Source organism: Aquariibacter albus (assembly GCF_014145335.1).
GTDB classification, from domain to species: Bacteria; Pseudomonadota; Gammaproteobacteria; order Burkholderiales; family Burkholderiaceae_C; genus Aquariibacter; species Aquariibacter albus.
The window spans coordinates 370304-395447 of sequence record NZ_JACIVI010000002.1 but is presented as its reverse complement, the minus strand read 5'-3'; the positions used below and the strand labels follow the sequence as shown (position 1 = coordinate 395447).

Here is a 25144-nt window from a genome sequence, read left to right as displayed (position 1 = left end):
TCGAGCGTCAGACGAGGAGGGCCGGCGGGCCGCGCGGTTGTGGGCTGCGCCAGACCGGCGCGGTGCGGGCCGCCTGCAGGAAGCGCGGCGGCGCCAGGGCCAGCCGCGGCAACGCCGCAACCAGGAGACGCGGCGCCGGCGGAAAGCCCGCCAGGCTGTGCCCCAGATGGCACCAGGGACAGTGGGCATGCGAGGGCACGCCTTCGGGCTGGCTCGGCCCGCCCGACAGGCCTGCCAACGGCGTCAGGGCCGAGCAGACCTGGGTCCAGGGCGCGGCATCGGCCGGCCGCAGCCACTGCCCCAGCAGCGAAGCGCAGCTGACCAGCAGCAGCACGGCCGCAAGGCCGGCTGCCACCCATCGCTTCAGACTGGCTTCATGTTTCACGCCGCGGATTATGGCGGCGCGAGGGCGCCTGCTCAGACGGTGACGGCCAGGCCCGCGCGCAGGCGCAGGTGGTTCAGGGCCGCGTCCACCTGGTCGATCAGCACCAGGCAGAGGTCGCCCGGCTGCAGGGCCGCCAGCGCGGCGTCGATGGCCACGAACTCGCCATGGATCTCCAGCACCTCGCGGGTGCGGGCGGCACCGCGCAGGCCCTCGCGCAGCAGGCCCAGCACCTCGCCGTCGGCGCGGCCGCGCTGGCAGGCATCCTGGTAGAGCACGACGGTGTCGAAGGCGCCGCCGAGGATCTCGGTCTGCTCGCGGATGTCCTGGTCGCGGCGGTCGCCCGCGCCGCTGATCACCACGCTGCGTCGCTGGCCGGGCGTCTTCGGCAGGGCCTCGACGGCGGCCACCAGGGCGCGCATCGCATCGGGGTTGTGGCCGTAGTCGGCAATCACGGTGGCCCCGCCGATCTCCATCAGGTTGAAGCGGCCGGGGGCGTTGTCGGCGTCGTTGACGAAGCTGGCCAGGCCGCGGCGGATCGCATCCCAGCTCAGGCCCGCGCCCCAGCCGGCGGCGACGGCGGCCATCACGTTTTCGACCTGGAAGGGAATGCTGCCGTTGCGGGTGATCGGCAGCTCGCGCAGCAGCAGGCGCTCGCGCCAGGACCCCTCGGCCGCGACGATGGCATCGCCCTCGACATAGACCACGCGCCGGCCCTGGGCACGGTGCTGGGCCATCACCGGCAGCTGCCGGTCGGCGGCGAAGAAGATGATGCTGCCGGGGCAGACCTCGGCCATCAGGGCGACGTTCGGATCGGCCGCGTTCAGCACGCCCCAGCCACCCGGAGCGACGTTCTGGACGATCACGCGCTTGAGGACGGCCAGGTCCTCGACCGTGGTGATGTAGTTCAGGCCGAGGTGGTCGCCGCTGCCGATGTTGGTGACGACGGCCACCTGGCAGCGGTCGAAGCCCAGGCCCTCGCGCAGCACGCCGCCCCGGGCGGTCTCGAAGACCGCGGCATCGACGTCGGGATGGGCCAGCACATTGCGTGCGCTCTTCGGGCCGCTGCAGTCGCCGCGGTCGATGGTGCGGCCGTTCACGTAGACGCCGTCGGTGTTCGTCATGCCGACGCGCAGGCCGGCGCTGGCAAAGAGGTGGGCCACCAGGCGGGTCACGGTGGTCTTGCCATTGGTGCCGGTGACGGCGACGACCGGAATGCGGCCGTCCTCGCCGTGCGGGAACGTCAGCTCGACCATGGCCGGGCCGAGCTGGCGCGGCTTGCCGTAGGAGGGGCTGAGGTGCATGCGCAGGCCGGGCGCGGCATTGACCTCGACGATGCCGCCGCCCTGCTCTTCCAGCGGCCGCAGCACGGTCTCGCAGACGATGTCGACGCCACAGATGTCGAGCCCGACCATCTGCGCCGCATCGACCGCGCGGGCGGCGACCTCGGGGTGGACATCGTCGGTCACGTCGGTCGCGCTGCCGCCGGTGCTGAGGTTGGCGTTGTTGCGCAGCACGACGCGCTGGCCGCGCTCGGGCACCGAGGCAGGCGTCAGGCCCTGCACCTGCAGACGGGCCAGCGCGATCGCATCGAGGCGGATCTTGGTCAGCGAGGTGGCATGGCCCTCGCCACGACGCGGGTCGGCATTGACCTGCTCGACCAGCTCGGCCACCGTGTGCACGCCATCGCCCAGGACCTGCGGCGGGTCACGGCGGGCGGCGGCCAGCACCTGGTCGCCCACGACCAGCAGGCGGAAGTCATGGCCGGGCAGGAAGCGCTCGACCATCACGTCGCCGTACTGGGCGGCCGCGTCGTAGGCCTGCTCGAAGTGCGCGCGGGTCTGGATGTTGACCGTCACGCCCTTGCCCTGGTTGCCGTCCTGCGGCTTGACGACGACCGGCAGGCCGATCTCCAGCGCGGCCGTCCAGCCATCCTCGCGGTCGGCCACCGGCCGGCCCAGCGGCACCGGCACACCGGCCGCGCGCAGCAGGGACTTGGTCAGATCCTTGTCCTGGGCGATGGACTCGGCCACCGCGCCGGTCTGGTCGACTTCCGCGGCCTGGATGCGGCGGGCCTTGGACCCCCAGCCCATCTGCACCAGGCTGCCGCGCGTCAGGCGGCGCACGGGAATGCCCCGCGCACGGGCGGCGTCGACGATGGCACCCGTGCTCGGGCCCAGGCGCTCGTCCTCGTCCAGCTCGCGCAGGCGGGCGATCGCCGCCTCGGGGTCGAAGCGACCCTCGGCCTGCAGCGCGGCCTGCACCAGGGCCTCGGCCTCGGCCAGGGCGGCGCGGCCGACGGCCTCCTCCGAATACTCGACCACGACCTGGTAGGTGCCGGCCTCGACGGTGGCCGTCGTGCGGCTGAAGCTGACGGGGCAGCCGGCCTGGGCCTGAAGCTGCAGTGCGGCGGCTTCGAGCACCTGGGCCAGCGGCACCGCCTCGGCCAGACCGGCGCGGGGGCGCAGCGGGCCGATGCCGGGGTAGAGCGCGCGGACGCGGGTTTCCAGGCCGGGCCGGGCGGCGAGATCGCGCTCGTCCGGGCTGCAGTGGACGACGGCCTCGATCGCCGTCTGACGGCTCCACAGGTTCGGGCCGCGCAGGGCCCGGATGCGGGAGACTTCCATGGGATGGGTGGGGGCTGGGAGGCCCGGCGGAGCCGGGCGAAGGGGCGGCGCGGCGGTCTTTCGGGAGACCCGTCGCGCACCGCCCGGACGGGCGTGCCTTCAGTGGGTCGACGGGCGCGGATGCGGGTCGAAGGTCTGCACGCCGGCGGCGATCAGGTCCGGCGAGATGCCGTAGGCCCATGCGGCCCCGACGGCCGCGAGCAGCGGGTCGGCCTGCGGCGCACCGGCCAGGCCGGCCGGCAGGCGGGTCGAGGCCGGCAAGGGCGTTTCCTGGCTGCCGCGGGCCAGCACGACGCGGTCGCCGCGGCGGAAGACGATGCGCCCTCCGGCGGCGCGGTGCGCGGCCAGGCGGGCGGCGGCCGGCGACGCTTCCGCGGATTCGGCCTCGCGCGGGTCGGCCGCGGCATAGAGCAGCACCTCGCCATCGCACAGCGGCGCCAGGCCGGCCACGCGCTCGTCCTCGGCATTCAGCACCGCGGTGCCCTCGGACAGCACGACGTCGACCTGGGTGCGCAGCACGCGCAGCATCTGCTCGCTCTCGCGGATGTCGTGCTCCGCCAGGGCCTCGGCACCGCCAAGGTCGGTGACGATGCCGACGCAGCAGCGGTCGTAGGGCAGGCCGTCGCGCAGGATGGCGGCGGCATCGTTCTCGAACACGGCAGCCTCGACGCGGCGGTTCATCAGCAGGCGCTGTGCGGCATCCCAGCGGGTCGCGTCGACCGGCTCGATGCAGCGGCGGTTCAGGTACAGGCCCTCGCGGCAGGCCAGGCCGACATGCTTGCCGCCCAGGTGCAGCAGCCAGGCCACGAGACGGGCGATGGTGCTGCTGTCGCGCGAGCCGGCCACGCCAACGATGGGCACGCGGCCGGCAGCCTTGCCGTCCTCGGCTTCGCCGAACAGGTGCTCGACGATCGCCTGGCCGACCGGCTGCGGCGCGCCGACGGCCGGCTTCAGGTGCATCAGCAGGCCGGGGCCGGCATTGACTTCGACGATCGCGCCGCCCTGGGCCTGCAGCGGCTGGCCGATGTCCTCGCAGACCAGGTCGATGCCGGCGATGTCCAGGCCGACCACGCGGGCAGCCAGGGCCACCTGCTCGGCCACGTCGGGATGGACCTCGTCGGTGCAGTCGACCGCGAGGTTGCCGTTGCGCTGCACGAGCACGCGGCGACCGGCCTCGGGCACCGACTCGCCGTCCAGGCCCTGGCGGGCCAGCAACAGGCGGGTGGCCGGCTCGCGTTCGAGGATCAGGGTTTCGAGCAGCAGGTCCTCGGTCTCGCCGCGGCGCGGGTCGGTGTTGACCTGGCTGTCGATCAGCTGACGCACGGTGGAGCGACCGTCGCCGGTGATGAAGACGCGCTCGCCGCGGGCGGCGGCGACCACGCGGTCGCCGACGACCAGCAGGCGGTGCTCGTCGCCAGGGATGAAGCGCTCGACCAGGACCTCGCTGCCCTCGGCATCCGCCACGCCCCAGGCGGCCTCGATGTCGGCCTGGGCGCTCAGCTCGATCGACACGCCGCGGCCATGGTTGGCGTCGGAGGGCTTGACGACGACCGGGCCGCCGATGTCCTGCGCGATCGACCAGGCTTCGGCCGGGCTTTCGGCCACCTCCCCCTCGGGCACCGGCACGCCGCAGGCGGCGAGCAGGCGCTTGGTGAGGTCCTTGTCGCTGGCGATGCCTTCGGCAATCGCGCTGGTCTGATCGGTCTCGGCCGTCCAGATGCGGCGCTGGCGCGCGCCATGGCCGAGCTGCACGAGGTTGCCCTCGTTCAGGCGGATGTGCGGAATGCGACGCTCGTTGGCGGCGTCGACGATGGCCGCCGTCGAGGGGCCGAGGTAGCGCTCGTCGATCTTCTGACGCACCGCGGCGACCGCCGGGCTCACGTCGAAGGGCAGGTCGTTCAGGGCCGCGTGCAGCAGGGCATGACCCTGGGCCAGGGCGACGCGCGCCACTTGCTCCTCGCGGGCCCGGAAAACCATGCGGTAGATGCCAGGCTGCGAGGTGCTGCGCGTCTGGCCGAAGCCGGTCGGCATGCCCGCCAGGTTCAGCAGCTCGATCACCACGTGCTCGAGGATGTGGCCGGCCCAGGTGCCTTCTTCGAGGCGCTGCAGGAAGCCGCCGCGCTCGCCGACGCCGCAATGGTGCTCGACCAGGGCCGGCAGCAGGGCCGTCAGCCGCGCGGTGAACCCAGGAATGCGGTTGGACGGCCAATCCTCCAGCACCCCCAGGTCCAGCCAGGCTTCCAGGCAGGCACGGTAGGTCCAGACGTTCGGGCCGCGCAGGTGCCTGACCTTGAGGATCTTGAGTTCAAAGGACGGGGTCATGCTCGATCCACCAGGGGCGCCGCCCGAGGTGGCGGCAGGGCCGCCGATTGTCGCGGCGCCGCCGGCGGTCATCGCAGCCAGGGGGCCGCGCGTTGTGGCGGGGTCCCAGGGGCCGCTTCGGCGAGAATCCGCCGCCCTCCGGATCGGCGCCGGAACGCTCGCCGGGCCCGGCGAGCCCCCCTCAACACCATGCATGATCATCATTCGAGATTGGCCTCCGAGGCGCCGAACCTGCCCGGGTGGGCAGCGTTGCCGGCGCAGCTCGATGCGGGGGATAACGGCAGCGCCAGCCTGACGGTTGACGTCGATGCCGCGGGCCGCTTTACGAACCTCGTGCTTCGCCTGCTGCCTGCGGCGGGCGGGCGACCGGCCCAGCTCATCGTTCAGCCCCCCGACAGCGAAACGCAAGCCCTGCCCCTGGGGCCGGAGGACCGCCTCGAACTCGGCGAGCTCGCCGGCCTGGCCAGCCTGAGCCTGTTCGGGCCGCAGGGCCTGCGCGCCCGCTGGCGCCTGACCCTGGGCCGGCTGCCGCAGGCCCAGGCCTTCCTGCAGGCCTTCGAGACCCGCCATGCCGCCGCCCCGGCCGACGACGCCGCGCCCTGCCCCGCCTGCGGGGCCGCCCTGCCGGCCGGCCGCGAAGACTGCCCGGCCTGCGGCCACGGCACCGAGGACGAGGAGGCCCCGCCCGCCTCCACCTGGGTGCTGCTGCGCCTGGGCCGTTTCGCCCGGCCTTACCGCCGGCAGCTCGCCCTGGGCTTCGGCCTGACCCTGGCCTCGACCGCGGCCACGCTCATCCCGCCCTACCTGACCATTCCGCTGATGGACGAGGTGCTGATCCCGCACCAGAACGGCCAGGCCATCGACCCGGTGCAGGTCGCCCTGCTGCTTGGCGGTCTGCTGCTCAGCGCCCTGGCGGCCTGGGGCCTGGGCTGGGCGCGCACCTATGTGCTGGCCCTGGTGTCCGAGCGCATCGGCGCCGACCTGCGCACGACCACCTTCGAGCACCTGCTGACGCTCAGCCTCGAATACTTCGGCGGCAAGCGCACCGGCGACCTGATGGCCCGCATCGGCTCGGAGACCGACCGCATCAACGTCTTCCTCTCGCTGCACGCCCTCGATTTCGCGACCGACGTGCTGATGATGCTGATGACCGCCAGCATCCTGCTGTCCATCCACCCCGGCCTGGCCCTGGTGACGCTGCTGCCGCTGCCGGCCATCGCCTGGCTGATCCATCGCGTGCGGGAGCGGCTTCGGACCGGCTTCGAGCGCATCGACCGCGTCTGGGGCGAGGTCACCAATGTGCTGGCCGACACCATCCCCGGCATCCGCGTGGTCAAGGCCTTCGCGCAGGAAGGCCGCGAAGCCCAGCGCTTCCACGCGGCCAACGCCCACAACCTGGCCGTCAACGACAAGCTGAACAAGACCTGGAGCCTGTTCTCGCCGAGCGTCGGCCTGATGACCGAAGTCGGCCTGCTGATCGTCTGGGCCTGCGGCATCTGGCTGGTGGCCGGCGACGCGATCACCGTCGGCGTGCTGACCGCCTTCATCGCCTACATCGGCCGCTTCTACGCGCGGCTGGATTCGATGAGCCGCATCGTCTCGGTCACGCAGAAGGCGGCGTCGGGCGCCAAGCGCATCTTCGACATCCTCGACCATGTCTCGAACGTGCCCGATCCGGCCGAGCCCAAGCCCCTCGCCCACCCGGTGCAGGGCCGGCTGACGCTGCGCGGCCTGGGCTTCCGCTACGGCGCGCGGCGGGTGATCCGCAGCCTGGACCTGGACATCCGCCCCGGCGAGATGATCGGCCTGGTCGGCCACAGCGGCTCGGGCAAGAGCACCCTGGTCAACCTGATCTGCCGCTTCTACGACGTGAGCGAAGGCGCGATCGAGCTGGACGGCACCGACATCCGCCAGCACCGCCTGGCCGACTACCGCAGCCAGATCGGCCTGGTGCTGCAGGAGCCCTTCCTCTTCTTCGGCACGGTGGCCGAGAACATCGCCTACGGCCGGCCGGAGGCCACGCGCGCCGAGATCGTCGCCGCGGCCCGTGCCGCCCATGCGCATGACTTCATCCTGCGCCTGCCGCAGGGCTACGACAGCATCGTCGGCGAGCGCGGCCAGGGCCTCTCGGGGGGCGAGCGCCAGCGCATCTCCATCGCCCGTGCCCTGCTGATCGACCCGAAGATCCTGATCCTCGACGAGGCCACCTCGGCGGTCGACACCGAGACCGAGAAGGAAATCCAGAAGGCCCTGGACAACCTCGTGCAGGGCCGCACCACCCTGGCCATCGCCCACCGCCTGTCGACGCTGCGCAAGGCCGATCGCATCGTGGTGATGGACCGCGGCGAGATCGTCGAAGTCGGCCCGCATGCCGAGCTGATCGCCCGGGGCGGTGCCTACTGGCGCCTGCACGAAGCCCAGGCCCGGCGGGAGGAAGCCGGCCTCGACAGCGCCCAGGAGATCCGCGCATGAACCCTGCCGAAACGCCGCCCGGGCTCGACCTGCATCGCGACCCCTTCGGCCGCCTGGTGCTGCAGCCCGCCGGGGAGGGCGAGGCCTGCCCCGTGGTGCCGGTGCGGGCCTTCCCGCTGACCGCGCCGGACGAGGGCCTGTCCCTGGTCGGCCCCGACGGTCACGAAGCCGCCTGGATCGAGCGCCTGGCGGCACTGCCCGAGGGCCCGCGCGCCCTGATCGAGGCCGAGTTGCGCGAACGCGAGTTCCGCCCCGAGCTGACCCGGCTGCTCGCCGTCTCCAGCTTCTCCACCCCCAGCACCTGGACGGTCGAGACCGACCGCGGCCCCAGCAGCCTGGTGCTCAAGGGCGAGGAAGACATCCGCCGCCTGCCCGATGGCAGCCTGCTGATCACCGACAGCCACGGCCTGTGCTTCCGCATTCCCCAGCCGCGCCGGCTGGACCGGGGCTCGCGCCGGCTGCTCGACCGCTTTCTCTGAAGCGGAGCCTGCGTCCGGGCCGGCCTTCAGCCGCTTTGCACGCTGCCGACAAGCCGGCAGCGCCCGGCGGGGGAGGGGCCTGCCTACAGTGGGGGCCTGCCCTCACGGATGCCGACCGCCCATGAACGTCTCGCCTGCCGCCACGACCCAGCCCCTGGCGCGCTACACGCCCACCGCCATCGCGCTGCACTGGCTGCTGGCCGCGGCCATCCTGGGCAGCGCGGCGGTCGGGCTCTACATGACCGAGCTGAAGTTCTCGCCGACCCAGCTCAAGCTCTACAACTGGCACAAGTGGGCCGGGATGACGATCCTGGCGCTTTCGCTGTTGCGCCTCTTGTGGCGCCTGGGGCACCGTCCGCCGCCGCTGCCGGCAGTCATCGTCCGCCGGATGCCGGGCTGGCAGCAGCGTGCGCACCACGCCACCCATGGGCTGATGTACCTGCTGTTCTTCCTGGTGCCGCTGACAGGCTGGGCCTACAGCTCGGCCAAGGGCTTTCCCATCGTGTGGTTCGGCGTGCTGCCGCTGCCGGACTGGGTGCCGGTCAGCGAACCCCTGGCTGCCGCGCTCAAGCCCCTGCACCGGCTCGCGGCCTACGGCCTGCTGGGCCTGGTGGCCGTACACGTCGGCGCCGCGCTGAAGCACCAGTTCATCGACCGTGACGGCCTGCTGAACCGCATGGGCCTGGGCCGGGGCTAAGCCAGCGGCCCGGAACCCCGAGGCGGTCCGCCGCTCCGACCTGCCTTCCCGCGCCGCGGCACGCCGCGGGCTCACCTGACCTTCCCCTCGCCATGAACCGAATCCTCTTCCTGCTGCCCGCCCTGGCCTTGTCGGCTGCCGTGCAGGCCCAGACCCCGCCGGCGGCCACCCTGGAAGCCGCCCAGAGCCAGCTGCAGTTCGTCAGCAAGCAGATGGGCGTGCCCGTCGAGGGCGTGTTCAAGCGCTTCGACGCGCAGATCGCCTTCGACCCGCGCCAGCCGGCCAGCGGCCGCATCGCCTTCAGCGTGGACCTGGGCAGCGCGACGCTGGGCGTTCCGGAAACCGACGCCGAGCTGCGCAAGCCCGAATGGTTCGACATCGGCAAGTTCCCGCAGGCCCGCTTCACGTCCAGCGCCATCAAGGCCCTGGGCGGCGGCCGCTTCGAGGTGGCCGGCCAGCTCAGCCTCAAGGGCAAGGCCCAGGCGCTGACCGTGCCGGTCACGCTCAGCCAGGCCGGTGGCCTGAGCACCGCCAGCGGGCAATTCGCGATCAAGCGCCTGGCCTTCCAGATCGGCAGTGGCGAGTGGGGCGACACCTCGCTCGTGGCCGACGAAGTGCAGGTGCGCTTCAAGTTCGCGCTGCGTGGGGTGCCGGCGCTCTGAGCAAGCGCCGGTGGCGCCACCGCCCACAGCCCTTTCGGCTTCCTTCCCCTTCCCTCCCCCCGACCCAAGGACCTTCCATGCGCTTTTCCCGCACCCTGGCCGCCGCCGCCCTGCTCGCCCTGGCCGGCACCGCCGCCCAGGCCGAACCCGTCAGCTACGCGATCGAGGGCAGCCACACCTTCGTCACCTTCGAGGCCCTGCACTTCGGCACCTCGACCAACCGCGGCCGCTTCGACAAGAAGGAAGGCACGGTGACGATCGACCGGGCCGCCAAGACCGGCACGCTCGACGTCACGATCGAGACCGGCTCGATCAGCACCGGCACCGCGCCCTTCGACAAGCACCTGCGCGGCAAGGACTTCTTCAACAGCGAGGCCTTCCCGACCGCGCGCTTCGTCTCCGACAAATTCGTCTTCGACGGCGACAAGGTCACCGAGGTGAGCGGCCAGCTCACCCTGCTGGGCAAGACCCTGCCGGTCACCGTCAAGGGCCAGCGCTTCAACTGCTACCCCAACCCCATGCTCAAGCGCGAGGTCTGCGGCGGCGACTTCGAGACCACCATCCAGCGCAGCCAGTGGGGCATGGTCTACGGCCTGCCGGGCATCCCGGACAGCATCAAGCTGATCATCCAGGTCGAAGCGGTCAAGCAGTGAGGGACGGGGGCCGACGCCCCCGGGCCATGGCCCCGCAGGCGAGCCGCCGGGAGGCGGCCGCCACAATCCGGGTATGACTGCGCCCTTCTCTGCCTTGCTGGCCCCGCGGCTGGCCGCCCTCGAAGCCGGCCTGCTCGAACGCAGCGAGGCCGTGCGACTGGCCCTGCTGGCCGCCCTGGCCGGCGAGCATGTGCTGCTGATCGGCCCGCCCGGCACCGCCAAGAGCGCACTGGCCCGGCGCCTGCACACCGCCTTCGACGGTGCGCGCTACTTCGAACGCCTGCTGACCCGCTTCTCGGTGCCCGAGGAGCTGTTCGGCCCGCTCTCGCTCAAGGCCCTGGAGGCCGACCGCTACGAGCGCCTGGTCGACGGCTACCTGCCGACCGCCGGCCTGGCCTTCCTGGACGAAGTCTTCAAGGCCAACTCGGCGATCCTGAATGCCCTGCTGACCCTGCTCAACGAGCGCGTCTTCGACAACGGCAGCCACCGGGCACCGGTGCCGCTGGTCTGCGTGGTCGCGGCCAGCAACGAGGTGCCGGAGGACGAGGCCCTGCAGGCCTTCCACGACCGCTTCCTGGTGCGGGTGCCGGTCGCGCCGATCGGCGATGCCAGCTTCGCCGCGCTGCTCGAACTCGGCGAGGTCGCGCCGGCGGCCGAAGCCCCGCCCATCACCGTCACCGAACGCGACGCGCTGGCAGCCGCCGCCCGCAGGGTGACGCTGCCGGCCGAGGTGCTGGCCGCACTGCAAGCGGCGCGGGCGCGCTGCACGGCGCGGCAGATCGCCGTGTCCGACCGCCGCTGGCGCCAGACCGCCGGCCTGCTGCGCACCGCGGCGGCCAGCAGCGGCCGTCAGGCCGTGCAGACGCTGGACCTCTGGCTGCTGCCGCACTGCCTGGGCGGCACGCCGGCCCAGGTGGCCGAGCTGCAGGCCTGGGTCGAGGCCGAGCTGCTCGGCGCGCAGCCGGTCGACACCCGGGCCTTCGACCGTGCGGTGCAGGCCTTCGAGGCCCAGCTCCGCATCGAAGAAAGCGCGCCGGCCGAGGCCGGTGACGACGCCGGCCAGGCCGGCAAGATGGCCCTGGCCCGCAACCTGGGCGGCGAAGGGCTGGACCATGCCGACGCGGGCGGCCTGCGCCTCCGCGCCGCGGCGCTGGAAGCCAAGTCCCGCCGCCGCTGGAGCCCCGTGCACGTGCAGGCCCGGCTGGCACAGCTCGATGCCCTCATCGCCCAGGCCGAGGCCGAACAGGCCCCGTTGCAGGCCCGCGCCGCCCGGCTGGAGGCCGAGCTGGCCAGCAGTCCCTGGCTGCCCCCCATGCTGGCCGCCCGTCTGCACGCCGCGCAGGCGGCCAGCGCGGCGGCGGTGGCGGGCTTGCAGGCGCGGCTTGCGGCCTGCCGGGCGGGCTTTGCCGCCCTGCCGATCGATCCGAAACTGATCGGGGAGGCGCCCGAGGCGCCCCCGTGGGCCGACGAGCCCGGCGCAGCCGCCGAGGGCCCGGCCGCCCGGCCCGCGCCACGCGATGCCGTGCAGGCCGCCGTCGCCGGCCTCAGCCAGCGGCCGGGCACGCCGGCCCGCGCCTGAAGGGGCGTGAAGCGCCTCCCGCGCATGCCGGCATGAGCGCCCTGCCCCCGAACGCCCGCCCTGAAGCGCCTGCGCCCGCAGCCGGCGCCGAGGCCCCTCCGGCGGCGCCCGGCTTCGCCGACCGGCCCTGGTCGGACGTGGCCGCGCTGCCGCGCGAGCTGTGGTTGCCGGCCCTGGTCAATTCCAGCGGCCGGCCCGCGCCGCGCCTGGCCGAGCTGCCCGCCTGGCGCGCGGCCCTGCTGGCGGGCGAACTGCCGCCGGCCGAGGCCCTGCTCGGCGATGCCGAGGCGGTGGCGCCGCTGCGCGAGGCCTTCGGCACGCTCGGTCTGCCCGAGGCCGCCCGCGCCCTGCCGGCGGTGGCCGAGCAGGTGCTGCGCACCGCGCTCTGGCATCTCGACACCCTGATCGACCGGCCAGCCGACCAGCCACGCGACGAGGCCATCGCCGCGATGGTCGCGGCCTTCCGCGCCGAGTGGGACACCCTGGGCGCCGACCTGGCCGACCTGCTCGGCCTGCTGAAGGATCTGGGTGAACTCGGCGAGCTCGAATGGGACGGCCTGGCCGGCCAGCTCCGCCGCCGCGAACTGCACGAGGCGCGCGACCTGATGGCCCTGATGCGGCGCCAGACCGAGCTCGCCGCGCTGATCGCCCGCCTCGGCCGGCAGCGTCCGGACAGCAGCCCGCCGCAGCCCCAGCCTCAGGCCGAATCGCCCCGGCGGCGGCGCGGCGCGGCGGTCGACACCCGCCTGCCCGGGGCCCCGGGCGAGATCACCGGCGTGCGCCCCGGGCGCGACCTGGCCCGCATGCTGCCGGCCGAGGCCGCGCAGTTCGGCCATCCGCTGCTGCACCGCCTGTGGCGGGCGCGGCTGGCGGAATCGCGGCTGATGGTCTGGGACGAAGCCGCCGTCTGGCCCGAGCCGCGGCCCGGCGCGCCCGAGCAGTGGGTCGCCGCCGCCGCGCGGGCGGCCGCGCCACCGGCCGCGCGCGGGCCCATGCTGGTCTGCGTCGACACCTCGGGCTCGATGCGCGGCGCGCCCGAGCGCGTGGCCAAGGCCGTCGTGCTGGAAGCCGCCCGGGTAGCCCGCCGCGAAGGCCGCGGCTGCCATGTGCTGGCCTTCGGCGGCGCGGGCGAGGTGCTGGAGCACCGCCTGGGCTTCGACGCCCAGGGCCTGGACGCACTGCTGGACTTCATCGGCCAGTCCTTCGACGGCGGCACCGACCTGGCCCAGCCCATCCGCACCGCCCTGCAGCGCGTGCAGGCCGAAGGCTGGCAGCAGGCCGACCTGCTGGTGGTGAGCGACGGCGAGTTCGGTTGCACCGCCGCCACGCTCGACGCCCTGGACCAGGCGCGGGCCGCGCTGGGCCTGAAAGTCTGCGGCCTGCTCGTCGGCGACCGCGAGACGCTGGGCCTGCTCGAACTCTGCGACGAACTGCACTGGGTGCGCGACTGGCGCCGTCACCATCCCGACCCGGCCGCCCAAGCCGGCGGCCACTCGCCGGTGCACAGCAAGAGCCTGACCGCGCTGTACTTTCCGAATGCGCTCAGCGAACGCGCCAGGCGCGGGCTGGCCGCCCAGGGCGGGGCGGACGAGCCGGGCTCGCCCACCCGCCCGCCGCCACGCGGCTGAATCGCTGAGGCTGCCCCGGACCGGGGCAGCCTCAGGGGGCCGCGGGCGCGCCGCCGGGCGGCGGCTTGCGGGCACGGCTGCGCACGTACTGCTCGAAACGGCTGTTCTGCGCCTCGAACTCCTGCGCCAGTGCCGCGCAGGCGCTGGCCGGCGCCTCGCAGATCGTCGCCATCTCGACGCGTGCCGGCTCGCCCGGCGGACGCACGATGCTGCGGCGGACGAGGCTGGGATAGGCCCCGTGGCTGCCGGGCACGAAGCTCCACTGCAGACCTTCCAGCGGTTCGGTCACGGTGATCCAGCCATCGGCCTCGGTCTTGATCGCACCGTCCTTGGCCGAAAGCGCGGCGAGGGCCTCGGACACGGTCTTGTAGGGCATGGGAGACGCAGCCCGGGCGGGCGCCAGGCTGGTCATCAAGGCGGCAGCGGTCAGCAAGCGCAGCAGCATGGGCGGCATCCAATGTTGGGAAACATGCCCAAGTTTAGAAACGGCACCCCGCGGCCGCAGGCTGCGGGCTTTCCCGTGAAAGCCTTGGTGCCCTGAAGCGCCCGGGCTGGCTACCCTCTCCGAGATGCGCTGACCCGGGACACGGCGCAAGGGAAGGGACATGCACATCAAATCAGCCAATGATCGACAGGCGGATCTGTCGACACTTCAGCACCTGCTGGCGCACCCGCAAGCCAGCGAACGCCAGCGGAGCCAGATCGAACTCGAGATCCGCATGCTGCGGGCCGGGCTGCGGGGCGAAGCCGAGACCGCGTACGAGCTCGATTTCCATCTGCGTGACAGCAAGAACTGGGCGGTGCTGCACGACCTGCGGCTGGAACACGCGGGCCGTGTCGCGCAGATCGACCACCTGCTGATCAACCGTTTCCTGGACTGCTGGGTCTGCGAGTCCAAGCACTTCAGCGAGGGCGTGGCCGTGAACGCCCAAGGCGAGTTCACGGCCTTTTTCAACGGCCGGCCGCGTGGTGTGCCCTCGCCGCTCGCGCAGAACGAAAAGCACATCGATGTGCTGGAAGCGCTGATGAACAGCCCGTCCTTCCCCTTGCCGACGCGCCTGGGGTTGACGCTGCGGCCCAGCTTCCTCTCCCTGGTCGTGGTCAGCAAGGGGGCCCGGATCCAACGCCCGAAGCCCGTCCCGACGGCGTTCCAGGGCATCGTCAAGGCGGATCAGGTCTGGCAGCACATCCAGCGCGACGCGGAACAGATCGGCTTCGGCGGCGCGGTCAGCAGCCTGTCCAAGCTGATCGGCAGCGACACGCTGCGGGAACTGGCCGAGCGATTGGCCTCGCACCACCGGCCCATCCGCATCGACTGGGCGTCGAAGTTCGGCCTGGAGGTCAGGCCGCCACGGGGGGAGCCCCCGGCACCCGTTGAGGCCGCCCATCCCGCAGACCCGCCGGCCGAGGACGACCCGCACAAGGGCCGCCTGTCGACCTCGCGCCTGGCCAATCGCCTGGGCGTACGCGGCGGATTGACGGAGACCCTGAAACTCCTGCGCGCGGCGGGTTACTTGCGGCCGGAGGGGGATCGGGACGTGCTGACGCCCAAAGCACTTGCGGCGGGCGCTTGCCATATCGAGAAGAGCCGCTTCGGCCCCTACTTCCTCTGGCCGGAGAACCTGCAGCTCTGACCGCACAGGCATCGTTCGGCTCAGCGCCGCTGCACCTCGACCCCGCGCGCCGTGCCGCCCAGCCAGGGCGCCAGGCCGGAGGCGCTGAGGCGGGTCCGGGCTTCGGCATCGGCGAAGAGTTGCTCGCGCAGGTAGAGCAGGCTGGCCGCGCGGACCAGGGGCTGCACGGCGTCGCGGCCGCGGGCGAGGGGACCGGGCGCGCTCGGCGGGCGCCCGGCCTCGCGGCGCAGATGGCGGCGTGGCGGGGCCGGCAGGGCATCGTCATCGGCGAAGTCGAGGTGGGCCGCGCCTTCGATCCAGACCAGGCCGTGGCGGCCGCCCGCGGCGGGCCAGCGCGCGAAGGCAGCGCGGCGATCCTCGGGGCCGCTCCCGCCCTGGCTGGCGTCGCGGCTGCCGCTCAGGCCCAGCACCGGGCAGCGCAGGCTGGCGAAGCTGCCGGGACGGAAGAAGGGCGGCGCCTCGGCCTGCGGCGACAGGGCGATCACCGCGCGCAGCCGCGGCTCGAAGGCATCCGGACCGAGCCCCGGCGCGCCGGGGGGCGGGGGCTGCAGGCCGTCGAGCGCGACCCGCGCGCCGGCCAGCATCAGCACGGTGGCCGCGCCGAAGCTGTGGCCGAGCGCGGCGATCCGCGTCGGGTCGATGCGCGGCGCGGCGCCGGGCACGCCCAGGGTGCCAGCAAGCAGGCGGTCCAGCACGAGGCGCAGGTCCCGCGGCCGGCCGAGCACCTCCTCGGCGTCGCGCGTCATGGCGGCCAGATTGGCCCGCAGGCGGCCGCCCTGGCGCAGTCGGGCCGGGCCGCTGGCCGGGTGCTCGACGCAGGCGACGACGAAGCCATGCGAGGCCAGGTGTTCGGCCTGCGCACGGTGGCTGTCGCGGTCGCCGCCCGCACCGTGGGAGACGAGCAGCAGCGGCCGCAAGCCGGGCGGCGCATCCAGCGGCTGGTGCAGGGCCAGGGCCAGCGGGCGACCGCCTGTTGCGGGTTCGGCCAGCCCGTCCAGATCGACGCGGCCAGGGGCCCAAGGGCCGGGGCCGCCGGGGTCGGCGGGTATCGGATCGATGGCCTCTGCGGCGGCAGGCCGGCCCCATGCGGCCAGCGGCAGGGCCAGGCTCAGGCGGCGGCGAAGGGCGTCCATGCCGGGATCCGGTTCAGCCCTGGGCGGCGGCCAGGGCCTGCAGCGCGCCGGTCAGGCGGTCGACATCGTCCAGGCCATGGGCGGCGCTGAGGGTGATGCGCAGCCGCGCGCTGCCCTCGGGCACGGTCGGCGGACGGATGGCCGGCACCCAGAGGCCCCGCGCCTCCAGCGCGGCCGACAGGGCCAGGGCGGCGGTGCTGTCGCCGACGATGAGGGGCTGGATGGCCGTTTCCGATGGCGCCAGCGGCCAGGGCAGGCCCCGCAAACCGGCGCGCAGGCGCTCGCGCAGCCGGGCCAGCTGGGTGCGGCGCTGCGGCTCGTCGGCGATCAGGCGCAGGGCCACGCGCAGTGCGGCGCAGGTGGCCGGCGGCGCGGCGGTGGCGAACATGTAGGTGCGCGAGCGCTGCAGCAGCCACTCGATCACGGTCTCGCTGCCGGCGATCACGCCGCCCGCCCCGCCCGCGGCCTTGCCCAGGGTGGCCATGTGGATGAGCCGCTCCAGGCCGGGCACACCGTCCAGGCCCCAGTGCGCCACGCTGCCCTGGCCGCGCGGGCCGAGCACGCCCAGGCCATGCGCATCGTCGATGTAGAGCCAGGCGTCATGCGCCTCGCACAGGGCCAGCAGGGCGGGCAGATCGGCCAGGTCACCATCCATGCTGAAGACCGCGTCGACGACCACCAGCCGCCGCCGCGCACTGCTCCCTGCGGCCAGTGCGGCCTCCACCGCCGCCAGGTCGGCATGCGGCACGCGCCGCACGGTGGCGCCGGAAAGCCGCGCGCCGTCGATCAGGCAGGCATGGTTCAGGCGGTCGGAGACGATCAGGTCGCCACGCCCGACGAGAGCCGGCAGCGCGCCGAGATTGGCCGCATAGCCGGCATAGAAATAGAGCGCGCGTGGCCGGCCGAGGAAGGCGGCCAGCTCGTCTTCCAGCGCGGCCTGCTCCTCGCTGTGGCCGCAGACCATGGGCGAGGCCGTCGCGCCTGCCCCGAAGCGGGCGGTGGCCGCCTGTGCAGCAGCCACCAGTGCGGGATGCAGGGCCAGGCCGAGGTAGTCGTTGCTGCAGAAGGCCAGACGCTCGATGCCGTCGACCGCCAGGCGCACGCCGCCTGATCCGGGCACCGGCCGCACCGCCCGGCGGCGGCGCTGCAGGCCCTGGGCGATCCAGTCGTCCAGCTCGGGGGCGAGCGCAGCGTCGGGGGTGGGCATGGGGGCGGCGACCTGGTCGGCAAAGCCCTCATTGTCGAGCCGACCATGAAAAAGCCCCGCCGAGGCGGGGCGGGGCGGACGGCCGCGGCCGTCCGAGGACGCGACGCGGCCTTGGGCGGGCTGCCGTCTCAGGCGCGGCGGACGCCGCGGCGACGCAGGGCCACCAGGAGACCCACGCCCCCCAGCATCAGGGCGTAGGTCCCGGGCTCGGGCACGGGGCTCAGCACCGCCGCCTTGGCGTAGACCAGGTTGTCGAGCAGGAAAGGCACATGGGGCACGAGCAGGTTGCCGTCACTCAGGAACTCGACCTTCGAGAAGGCCGTGGTCGAGGTGAAGCCGAAGAACTGGATGTCGCTGGGCTGGCCGGCGGTCGAGGGCGGCTGGGACGAGACATCCACGCCGTCGATCTGGATCTTCACCCCCGAGCCAAGCAGGGAGTTGATGCCCGCCAGGTTCGCGCCGAAGGCCACCAGCGGCGAATCGAACTCGAACACGACCTTGGACGTGGTCGTGAGCGGAAACGGCGACTTGACCAGCAGGTTCAGGTGCGTGGTGTTGAAGACCGGCAGCGTGCCCAGGATGTTGACCGGGGTGAAGGCCGGCGCGTCGAGGTAGTTGCGGGGGGCGCCGCTGTCGGCCTGCTGCCCGTCGCCCACCCCCCGGACCGAGAAGTCGCCGAAGTCGTAGGCACTGCTGCGGAAGTCGATGTCGCTGGTGTAGCTGTTGAAGTCCTGCAGGGTGACGACGCCGGCCGCGGCCTCAAGAGCGGTGCGGCTGCTGTACGTGGTGGTGGCGGCCTGAGCCGAGGTGAAGGCCGAAAGTCCCAGCAAAGCGACCAAAAACAAACGGACATGTGTCATGGGCAGGCTCGGTGAGGTGGTGTGATGTGTGGAAGGTCGAGGCGTGCTTTCCGATCAAAACAGCACTGCGACTCGACAGTAATCTTTACTTTTACACAGCTGGTTACGGTCAAGGCCCGCGGATGGAGGCAGAGCACCCCCGGTTCCGGGGGGCTGTCGGATTCGCGCCTCAGGACCGCGACCTGAACAACCCGCGAGCGCCCACAGCTAGGAGGCCGAGCAGCAGGAAGCCGATCGATTCGCCGCCCTCTTCGGGCGAGGAGGGCCCTTCAGCCGCGCTGGCATGCGTCGGCGGGGCGGCCGGCTCCGCGCGGCGGGAAGACGGTGCAGCGACCAGCAGAAGGGTCAGGATGAGGGCGTGGAAGGTGGTTTGCATGCCATGGTGCCAGGGCTGCTGCGGCCCCTGCGGATTCAGGAATGGGCCAGGCGCCGCATCGCCGCCAGCGCACAGCGGGCGTAGAGCGCCTGGAAACCCGGACTGCGGTAGAGATCGGCCTCCAGCGGCTCGCAGGCCATGTGCCGGTCGGCCAGCCCGGTGTCGTGCGGCAGGCAGGGGTCGAGCAGACGGGGGCCCAGCATCTCCGCCAGGGCCTGCCGCACGCTGCGGTGCGCACGCAGCCCGGGATCGAAGCCGTTGAGCACGAAGAGCGCGGGCGCCCCCGCCGCCTCCACCGCGCGCAGCAAGCGGTCGGCCGCCTGCAGGGCGAACAGATCGGGCCGCAGGGGCAGCACGGCCAGATCGACCTGCCCGAGCAGCGCAGGCCAGCGGGCGTGGCCGGCTGCCGGCAGGTCGGCCACCAGGAAGCTGCGGTCGCTGGGGTCGCCGAACAGGTCCATGCATTGCCGGGCCTGTTCATCGAGGTCGATCTCGCGGCCGGCGGGGGGGCACATCACGCCGAGCCGGCGACCGAAGCGTCGACCGTCGAGCCAGGCGGCCTCCGCATTCGGCAAGGCCTCGATCTCCTGGAAGTAGAAGCTGACCTGGTTCTGCCGCCCCAGGTCCAGCAGGCGGGACTGCAGGCCGGCGCGGGCGAACTGGCAGGCCAGGCCGACGGCCAGCGTGCTCGAACCCACGCCCCCCTGCAGGCTGTGGAGCAGCACGCGGGGCACGCGCTCGCCATCCGCGGCCGGGGCGGCGGGATGCGGCGGATCGAGCCGGGCCGTGAACGGCCGGCCGACGAGGCCGGCCTCACCCAGCCCCAGCCGGCGATACAAGGCGATCCGGTCGGCCTGCATGACTTTGTCCATGGCGCCTGCTCCTTGAAGGCGGACAGCCGGCGGCTGCCCTCGATCACTCAAACGGGATCCTGGGAGGGAAACCGACAGCCACCCCCAAAGTAGGGGGCCGCTAGACTGTTGCGTCCAGGGCCACGCCCCGGACGTTGTCCCTCCCATGGCCGCCGACCTCACCCTGCTGCTTCGCGAAGCGCGCGAAGGCGACCCCGCCGCCGCCGAGCGGCTCTACGCCCAGCTCTACGCCGAACTGCGCCAGCTCGCCCGCCACCGGGTGCGCGACGCGGGGGCCATGACGCTGTTGAACACCACGGCCCTGGTGCACGAATCCTTCCTGCGCGTGCAGGCCCAGGGCACGCCCGAGTTCAGCGATCGCAAGCAGTTCTTTGCCTACGCGGCCCGGGCCATGCGCAGCGTGGTCGTCGACCTGGTCCGCAGCCGGGCCACGCAACGCCGCGGCGGGGATGTCGAGCATCTGCCCCTCGACACCCAGCTTGCCGATCAGCTGCGGGCCGAGGACGAGGAACTGCTGCGCGTGCACGAGGCCCTGGACAGCCTGGCTGCGCTCGACCCGCGCCAGGCCCAGGTCGTCGAGCTGCGCTATTTCGGCGGCCTGACCGAGGCCGAGGTCGCCGCCGGCCTCGGGGTGACCGAGCGCACCGTGCAGCGCGACTGGCAGAAGGCACGGCTCTTCCTCGCGATGTCGCTGCGCGCTTGAACCCGCCCCGCCCGGATCCCGCGCGCTGGGCCGAGCTCTCGGCGCAGCTCGACCCGCTGCTGGACCTCGATCCGGCCGCGCAGGCCGCCCACCTGGACGTGCTGCGACAGCGGGGCGAGGCTGCGCTGGCCGAGGAGCTCCTCGGCATGCTGGACGCGCTGGCCAGGCTGGAGGCCGACGGCTTCCTCGAACGCCCGGCCCTCGGCGGCAGCGGCCCGCAGCCCGGCCAGATCCTGGGCGCCTACACACTCGAGCACGCACTGGGCGAAGGCGGCATGGGCAGCGTCTGGCAGGCCCGCCGCACCGATGGCCGCTACGAGGGCCGCGTCGCGATCAAGCGCCTGCGCACCGGCCTGCGCAGCCGCGGCGAGGCCGAGCGCTTCGCCCGCGAGGGTCAGCTGCTGGCCCGGCTGGACCATCCCCACATCGCGCGGCTGATCGACGCAGGCGTCGGTCCGGACGGCCAGCCCTATCTGGTGCTCGACCACGTCGAGGGGCGGCCGATCGACCAGCACTGCGAGCAGCTCGGGCTCGACCTGCCGGCACGGCTGCGGCTGTTCCTCGACGTGCTCAGTGCGGTGGCCCATGCGCACAGCCGTCTGATCCTGCACCGCGATCTCAAGCCCTCGAACATCCTCGTCAGTGCGCAGGGGCAGGTGAAGCTGCTGGACTTCGGCATCGGCAAGCTGATGGCCGATGCCGAGACCCCCGCGCAGGCCACCGAGCTGACACGCGAGGCCGGCAGCGCCTTCACCCCGCAGTACGCGGCGCCGGAGCAGCTGCAGGGCGGCGAAGTCACCACCGCCACCGACGTCTACGCGCTCGGCGTGCTGCTCTACACCCTGCTGAGCGGCGAGCACCCGACGCCTGCGCCCACCGCCACGACCCTGGACCGGCTGCGCGCGGTGGTCGAGCACACGCCGCGGCGCCTGTCCGACACCGTGCTGCGCCAGGGCGGGGTGGCCGCGGCCCGGCGCGCGCGACTGCTGCGTGGCGACCTGGAAACCGTCGTCGCCAAGGCCTTGAAGAAGGCCCCGGCCGAACGTTATGCAAGCGCTGCCGAGTTCGCCGACGACCTGCGTCGCTGGATGAACCTGGAGCCGGTGCGCGCCCGCCCCGACCGCGCGGCCTACCGCCTGCACAAATTCGTGCAGCGCAACCGCTGGGCGGTGCTGGCCGGCAGCGTCGCCAGCCTGCTGCTCATCGCCAGCGCCGGCCTGGCCCTGCGCCAGGCCGAAGAGGCCGACCGCCAGCGCCAGCAGGCCGAGAGCCTGCTGGAGTTCATGCTGGGCGACCTGCGGGAGCGGCTGGAAGGCGTCGGCCGGCTCGACGTGCTCGATGCCGTGGGCAGCAAGGTGCTGGCCTACTACGCCAACCAGCCGACGCGTCGCCAGCGTGACGAGGACCTGCTGCGCCAGGCCACCGTGCTGCAGATGCTCGGCGACCTGGCCGAGGACCGGGGCCGGCTCGACGAGGCCGAGCGCAGCCGCCGTGCGGCCGCCGAGACGACCGGCATGCTGCTCGAGCACGCCCCCGAAGCGCCGGAGCGCGTGGCGGCCCACAGTTTCAGCATCGACCGTCTGGGCTGGCTGGCCTCGCAGCGTGGCGACCTGGCCCGCTGGGCGGCCACCATCGAGCAGGCGCTGCGGCTCGCCCAGGACGGCTTGAAGCTGCATCCGGACCACCTGGGCCTGCGCGATGCGGCGGTCAGCTCGCTGGCCAACCGCAGCATCGTGCTGATGGAGCAGCACGCACTGCCCGCGGCGCTGGCTTCGCACGAGGAGGCCCAACAGATGCTGCTGAAGCTGGCCGAGGACCTGCCCCAGCAGTGGCTTTACGTCGCCCACAGCCGGGGCTGGTTCAGCCGCGCCCGGGCCGCCAGCGGCGACCTCCGCGGCGCGCTGGCCCTGGCCCGCAGCATCCCCGAACTGAGCCGGCGGCAGCCGCAGGCCGAGCGTGACCTGCGCATCGGCTACCTCGAAGCCAGCGCCGATGCCATCGCCGCGCAGTACCTGAGCGAGCTGGGCGAGCTGCCCGCGGCCCGCGACGCGCTGGATCGCGGCATCGCACGGCTGCGCAGCCTGATTGCCGCCGAGACCGCGAGCCTCTACAACACTTGGCAACTCGCCGTTGCCCTGATCCATGACGCGCGGCTGCTGCGCCTGAACGGCGCCCCCGGCCCGGCCGAAGCGCGGCTCGACGAGGTCGAGGCCATCCTGGCGCGCGGCCAGGGCGCCACCGACCCGCAGGACGTGGAATGGCGACGCCTGCTGCCCGGCCTGCTGCGGACCGAGCGCCTGCTGCTGCACCCCGAGCGTCCCGCCGGCCGGCAGGCGGTGCGCGACTTCCTGGACGGCCTGCCCCGCGATACGCCGGACCGCCAGCGGCTCTTCGCCTCGCACCAGCGCATGGCGGCCGAGGCCGCCGCCGCCCTGGGCCGTGCCTGCACCCTGCAAGGCCGGGCCGAGGACGCTCGCCAGGCCTGGGCCGACGGCCTGCGCCTGGCGGAGGACGGTGCGCGCGCCGGCAACCCCGCATTGATCGCGGTCCGGCTGCGGGCGCTCATGGGCCTGGGGCGAACGGCCGAGGCGGCGGTGCTGCGTCAGGCCTTGCAGGCCTCGCCCTGGCGCCACCCGGACGATCTCGACCTGCTGGCCACGCCCCCGCAGCCGCCAGGCCCCGCCGCAGCGCCCTGAGCCGGCGGGCGTGCAGCGCTCAGGCCGAGGGGCGTGGCCACCCCGCCCCCGACTGCAGCAGCGGCCGCACGTCCGGCGCGGGCGGCGGCGTGCCCGGCGCCCAGGGCCAGTGGGCCAGCAGCGGCGCCGGCAGGCGGGCCTGGAGGTGCTCGACATTGGCCGCGGCGGCCAGCATGCCGGGCTCGATGACATTGGCGACCCAGCCCGCCAGGTGCAGGCCGCGGGCGGCCAGGGCCTCGGCCGTCAGCAGGGCGTGGTTGAGGCAGCCCAGGCGCAGTCCGACGACCAGGATCACCGGCAGGCCCAGGGCCTGGGCCAGGTCGCCGCCGTCGAGGGTGTCGGACAGCGGCACGCGCAGGCCCCCGGCACCTTCCACCACCACGGCATCGGCCTGGGCCTGCAGAGCGCGGCAGGCGTCGACGATCGGCGGCAGCGTGATGCTCACGCCCGCGGCCGCCGCCGCGGCATGCGGCGAGGCCGGCATCGGCAGCACCACCGGGTTGTCCAGCGCGGCCGGCACGGCCAGGGTGGAGGCCGCGCGCAGCGCGGCCACGTCCTCGTTCAGCCAGGACCCATCGGCCTGCCGCTCGGCCCCGGCGGCCACCGGTTTCATGCCAACCACCCGCGCATGGCCGGCCTGGTGCAGGGCCTGCAGCAGGGCGACGCTGAAACGGCTCTTGCCGACGCCGGTGTCGGTGCCGGTGACGAAGCAGGCGAAGGGCGGCGGCGCGGCGCGCAGGGGCAGCGAGGCGGTTTCGTTCATGCCGTTTCAGGGCAGCGGGGCATGCGGGGCCGCCCGGGGGTCGGGCGCGCGCGCACCGGCCAGCGTGGCCTCCAGCGCGGCCAGCGTGCCCTCGGCCAGGTGGGCGATCTCGGCCGCGCCCAGCCCATAGGGCGGCATCAGGTAGAGCGTGGGGCCGATGGGCCGCAGCAGCAGGCCGCGGGCGCGCGCCGCGCGGTGGAAGGCGCCGGCGAAGCCGCCCGGCTCATGCGCGAGCGCGGCGGCCCATTCGGGCGCCAGGTCCCAGGCCCAGACCATGCCCAGGCGGCGCGCATGGCGCAGGGCCGGGTGGGTGTGCAGGGGTGCCAGCGCGGCGTCCAGCGCCGCGGCGGTGGCGGCATTGCGGGCCAGCACATCGTCCTGCTCGAACAGGTCCAGCACCGTCAGCGCGGCGCGGCAGGCCAGGGGGTTGCCGGTGTAGCTGTGGCTGTGCAGGAAGCCGCGCGCGGGCTCCCGGTCGTAGAAGGCGGCGTAGACGGCGTCGGTGGTCAGCACGGCCGACAGGGGCAGCACGCCGCCGGTCAGGCCCTTGGAGAGGCAGAGGAAGTCCGGCCGCAGGGCTTGGTCCGGGGTCGCCGCCTGCTGGTGCGCGAACAGCGTGCCGGTGCGGCCGAAGCCGACCGCGATCTCGTCGAGCACCAGATGCACCTGGTGCCGCGTGCAGCTGGCGCGCACGCGGCGCAGGAATTCGGCGTCGTGCATGGCGAAGCCGCCGGCGCACTGGATCAGCGGCTCCAGGATGAGGGCCGCGGTGGTGTGCGCGTTCGCGGCCAGCCAGGCGTCGATCTCGGCGGCCACGCGCAGGGCCACGGCGCGCGCGTCCTCGCCGGCCTGCGCGCCGCGTGCGTCCGGGCTGGGCAGAGTGGCGGCCAGGCGGATCAGCGGCGCGTAGGCAGCGCGGAAGAGCGGGATGTCGGTGACGGCCAGCGCGCCCACGGTCTCGCCGTGGTAGCCGCCGGCCAGTCCGGCGAAGCGCTGCTTGCCCGGCTGGCCGGCGTTCGCCCAGGCATGGGCGCTCATCTTCAGCGCGATCTCGGTGGCCGAGGAACCGTCGCTCGCATAGAAGGCATGGCCCAGGCCGGTGGCCGCGCCCAGGCGCTCGGACAGCTCGACGACCGGGCCGTGGGTCAGGCCGGCCAGCATCACGTGGTCCAGGGTTCGCAGCTGGGCGCTCAGCGCCTCGACCATGCGCGGGTGGCCGTGGCCGAAGAGATTGGTCCACCAGGAGCTGATCGCATCCAGATGCCGGCCGCCCTGTTCGTCGATCAGCCAGGGCCCCTCGGCGCGGGCAATCGCAAGCAGGGGCTCGGCCTCGTGCCGCTGCATCTGCGTGCAGGGGTGCCAGACGGCGCGGCGGCTGCGCTCGGCCAGGTCCATGGAC

Annotated in this window: 21 protein-coding genes; 10 read left to right on the top strand and 11 right to left on the bottom strand. The window is 73.5% G+C overall.

Going from position 1 to position 25144, the window contains the following annotated elements; translation table 11 throughout:
* Positions 1-7: 7 nt before the first annotated feature.
* From H4F90_RS09275 to H4F90_RS09265, 3 genes are all read right to left on the bottom strand, one after another.
* The gene (locus H4F90_RS09275) at positions 8-385 is read right to left on the bottom strand and encodes a DUF2946 domain-containing protein (RefSeq protein ID WP_182663810.1); all 378 of its coding nucleotides are present in this window, start codon (positions 383-385) and stop codon (positions 8-10) included.
* 32 nt (positions 386-417) lie between these two features.
* Complete coding sequence (gene cphA, locus H4F90_RS09270) at positions 418-3009, bottom strand: cyanophycin synthetase (protein ID WP_182663808.1); 2592 nt, start codon at positions 3007-3009, stop codon at positions 418-420.
* 99 nt (positions 3010-3108) lie between these two features.
* Complete coding sequence (locus H4F90_RS09265; protein ID WP_182663806.1) at positions 3109-5331, bottom strand: cyanophycin synthetase; 2223 nt, start codon at positions 5329-5331, stop codon at positions 3109-3111.
* Between the two features lie 189 nt (positions 5332-5520).
* Here H4F90_RS09265 and H4F90_RS09260 point away from each other — a divergent pair, with 189 nt between their 5' ends.
* From H4F90_RS09260 to H4F90_RS09230, 7 genes are all read left to right on the top strand, one after another.
* Entirely contained in the window at positions 5521-7803 is a 2283-nt protein-coding gene (locus tag H4F90_RS09260; protein ID WP_182663804.1) for a cyanophycin metabolism-associated ABC transporter, read from the top strand.
* Entirely contained in the window at positions 7800-8282 is a 483-nt protein-coding gene (locus tag H4F90_RS09255) for a cyanophycin metabolism-associated DUF1854 family protein (RefSeq protein ID WP_182663802.1), read from the top strand. The genes H4F90_RS09260 and H4F90_RS09255 overlap by 4 nt, the downstream gene beginning before the upstream one ends.
* Before the next feature lie 121 nt (positions 8283-8403).
* Positions 8404-8979 (top strand): cytochrome b, encoded by a 576-nt coding sequence (locus H4F90_RS09250; protein WP_182663800.1) that lies wholly within the window; start codon positions 8404-8406, stop codon positions 8977-8979.
* Positions 8980-9071: 92 nt separating this feature from the next.
* Positions 9072-9641 (top strand): YceI family protein, encoded by a 570-nt coding sequence (locus H4F90_RS09245; RefSeq protein ID WP_182663798.1) that lies wholly within the window; start codon positions 9072-9074, stop codon positions 9639-9641.
* A 77-nt stretch (positions 9642-9718) separates the two neighbouring features.
* Entirely contained in the window at positions 9719-10294 is a 576-nt protein-coding gene (locus H4F90_RS09240) for a YceI family protein (RefSeq protein ID WP_182663795.1), read from the top strand.
* Positions 10295-10367: 73 nt separating this feature from the next.
* Positions 10368-11873, top strand: a complete 1506-nt coding sequence (locus H4F90_RS09235; protein WP_182663793.1) for an AAA family ATPase — start codon at positions 10368-10370, stop codon at positions 11871-11873.
* Between the two features lie 32 nt (positions 11874-11905).
* Positions 11906-13501 (top strand): VWA domain-containing protein, encoded by a 1596-nt coding sequence (locus H4F90_RS09230; protein ID WP_182663791.1) that lies wholly within the window; start codon positions 11906-11908, stop codon positions 13499-13501.
* A 31-nt stretch (positions 13502-13532) separates the two neighbouring features.
* Here H4F90_RS09230 and H4F90_RS09225 read toward each other — a convergent pair whose 3' ends face one another.
* Entirely contained in the window at positions 13533-13946 is a 414-nt protein-coding gene (locus H4F90_RS09225; protein ID WP_182663789.1) for a hypothetical protein, read from the bottom strand.
* A 160-nt stretch (positions 13947-14106) separates the two neighbouring features.
* Here H4F90_RS09225 and H4F90_RS09220 point away from each other — a divergent pair, with 160 nt between their 5' ends.
* Positions 14107-15135 carry a nuclease-related domain-containing protein gene (locus tag H4F90_RS09220; RefSeq protein ID WP_182663787.1) on the top strand — a complete coding sequence of 343 codons (1029 nt, stop codon included), beginning with the start codon at positions 14107-14109 and terminating at the stop codon, positions 15133-15135.
* A 20-nt stretch (positions 15136-15155) separates the two neighbouring features.
* On the opposite strand, the gene H4F90_RS09215 is transcribed toward H4F90_RS09220, so the two are convergent.
* The 5 genes from H4F90_RS09215 to H4F90_RS09195 all read right to left on the bottom strand — a co-directional run bounded on the left by H4F90_RS09215 (position 15156) and on the right by H4F90_RS09195 (position 19583).
* On the bottom strand, positions 15156-16268 hold the full coding sequence (locus H4F90_RS09215) for an alpha/beta hydrolase family protein (protein ID WP_182663785.1): 1113 nt from the start codon (positions 16266-16268) through the stop codon (positions 15156-15158).
* A gap of 13 nt (positions 16269-16281) precedes the next feature.
* Positions 16282-17475, bottom strand: coding sequence for an 8-amino-7-oxononanoate synthase (gene bioF, locus H4F90_RS09210; protein ID WP_182663784.1), 1194 nt, complete (start codon positions 17473-17475; stop codon positions 16282-16284).
* A gap of 128 nt (positions 17476-17603) precedes the next feature.
* Positions 17604-18335: a PEP-CTERM sorting domain-containing protein gene (locus tag H4F90_RS09205; protein ID WP_182663782.1), complete on the bottom strand. Its 732-nt coding sequence runs from the start codon at positions 18333-18335 to the stop codon at positions 17604-17606.
* Between the two features lie 169 nt (positions 18336-18504).
* On the bottom strand, positions 18505-18711 hold the full coding sequence (locus tag H4F90_RS09200; protein ID WP_182663780.1) for a hypothetical protein: 207 nt from the start codon (positions 18709-18711) through the stop codon (positions 18505-18507).
* Between the two features lie 35 nt (positions 18712-18746).
* Positions 18747-19583 (bottom strand): ParA family protein, encoded by an 837-nt coding sequence (locus H4F90_RS09195; RefSeq protein ID WP_182663779.1) that lies wholly within the window; start codon positions 19581-19583, stop codon positions 18747-18749.
* Between the two features lie 145 nt (positions 19584-19728).
* On the opposite strand from H4F90_RS09195, the gene H4F90_RS09190 reads away from it, so the two are divergent.
* Positions 19729-20286, top strand: a complete 558-nt coding sequence (locus H4F90_RS09190) for an ECF-type sigma factor (RefSeq protein WP_182663776.1) — start codon at positions 19729-19731, stop codon at positions 20284-20286.
* Positions 20283-22982 carry a serine/threonine-protein kinase gene (locus H4F90_RS09185; protein ID WP_182663774.1) on the top strand — a complete coding sequence of 900 codons (2700 nt, stop codon included), beginning with the start codon at positions 20283-20285 and terminating at the stop codon, positions 22980-22982. Before H4F90_RS09190 ends, H4F90_RS09185 begins: the two co-directional genes overlap by 4 nt.
* A gap of 19 nt (positions 22983-23001) precedes the next feature.
* Here H4F90_RS09185 and bioD read toward each other — a convergent pair whose 3' ends face one another.
* On the bottom strand, positions 23002-23745 hold the full coding sequence (bioD, locus tag H4F90_RS09180) for a dethiobiotin synthase (protein WP_182663772.1): 744 nt from the start codon (positions 23743-23745) through the stop codon (positions 23002-23004).
* A gap of 6 nt (positions 23746-23751) precedes the next feature.
* Positions 23752-25140, bottom strand: a complete 1389-nt coding sequence (bioA, locus tag H4F90_RS09175; RefSeq protein ID WP_182663770.1) for an adenosylmethionine--8-amino-7-oxononanoate transaminase — start codon at positions 25138-25140, stop codon at positions 23752-23754.
* Positions 25141-25144 lie beyond the last annotated feature (4 nt).

What these genes read in the sequence shown, in the direction of transcription:
- H4F90_RS09245 (WP_182663798.1), top strand. Translation starts at nt 9,072, where the DNA reads ATGAACCGAATCCTCTTCCTGCTGCCCGCCCTGGCCTTGTCGGCTGCC.
- H4F90_RS09190 (WP_182663776.1), top strand. Translation starts at nt 19,729, where the DNA reads ATGGCCGCCGACCTCACCCTGCTGCTTCGCGAAGCGCGCGAAGGCGAC.
- H4F90_RS09250 (WP_182663800.1), top strand. Translation starts at nt 8,404, where the DNA reads ATGAACGTCTCGCCTGCCGCCACGACCCAGCCCCTGGCGCGCTACACG.
- H4F90_RS09230 (WP_182663791.1), top strand. Translation starts at nt 11,906, where the DNA reads ATGAGCGCCCTGCCCCCGAACGCCCGCCCTGAAGCGCCTGCGCCCGCA.
- H4F90_RS09195 (WP_182663779.1), bottom strand. Translation starts at nt 19,583, where the DNA reads ATGGACAAAGTCATGCAGGCCGACCGGATCGCCTTGTATCGCCGGCTG.
- H4F90_RS09225 (WP_182663789.1), bottom strand. Translation starts at nt 13,946, where the DNA reads ATGCTGCTGCGCTTGCTGACCGCTGCCGCCTTGATGACCAGCCTGGCG.
- H4F90_RS09260 (WP_182663804.1), top strand. Translation starts at nt 5,521, where the DNA reads ATGCATGATCATCATTCGAGATTGGCCTCCGAGGCGCCGAACCTGCCC.
- H4F90_RS09200 (WP_182663780.1), bottom strand. Translation starts at nt 18,711, where the DNA reads ATGCAAACCACCTTCCACGCCCTCATCCTGACCCTTCTGCTGGTCGCT.
- cphA (WP_182663808.1), bottom strand. Translation starts at nt 3,009, where the DNA reads ATGGAAGTCTCCCGCATCCGGGCCCTGCGCGGCCCGAACCTGTGGAGC.
- H4F90_RS09240 (WP_182663795.1), top strand. Translation starts at nt 9,719, where the DNA reads ATGCGCTTTTCCCGCACCCTGGCCGCCGCCGCCCTGCTCGCCCTGGCC.
- bioD (WP_182663772.1), bottom strand. Translation starts at nt 23,745, where the DNA reads ATGAACGAAACCGCCTCGCTGCCCCTGCGCGCCGCGCCGCCGCCCTTC.
- H4F90_RS09265 (WP_182663806.1), bottom strand. Translation starts at nt 5,331, where the DNA reads ATGACCCCGTCCTTTGAACTCAAGATCCTCAAGGTCAGGCACCTGCGC.
- H4F90_RS09235 (WP_182663793.1), top strand. Translation starts at nt 10,368, where the DNA reads ATGACTGCGCCCTTCTCTGCCTTGCTGGCCCCGCGGCTGGCCGCCCTC.
- H4F90_RS09205 (WP_182663782.1), bottom strand. Translation starts at nt 18,335, where the DNA reads ATGACACATGTCCGTTTGTTTTTGGTCGCTTTGCTGGGACTTTCGGCC.
- H4F90_RS09255 (WP_182663802.1), top strand. Translation starts at nt 7,800, where the DNA reads ATGAACCCTGCCGAAACGCCGCCCGGGCTCGACCTGCATCGCGACCCC.
- H4F90_RS09215 (WP_182663785.1), bottom strand. Translation starts at nt 16,268, where the DNA reads ATGGACGCCCTTCGCCGCCGCCTGAGCCTGGCCCTGCCGCTGGCCGCA.
- H4F90_RS09220 (WP_182663787.1), top strand. Translation starts at nt 14,107, where the DNA reads ATGCACATCAAATCAGCCAATGATCGACAGGCGGATCTGTCGACACTT.
- bioA (WP_182663770.1), bottom strand. Translation starts at nt 25,140, where the DNA reads ATGGACCTGGCCGAGCGCAGCCGCCGCGCCGTCTGGCACCCCTGCACG.
- bioF (WP_182663784.1), bottom strand. Translation starts at nt 17,475, where the DNA reads ATGCCCACCCCCGACGCTGCGCTCGCCCCCGAGCTGGACGACTGGATC.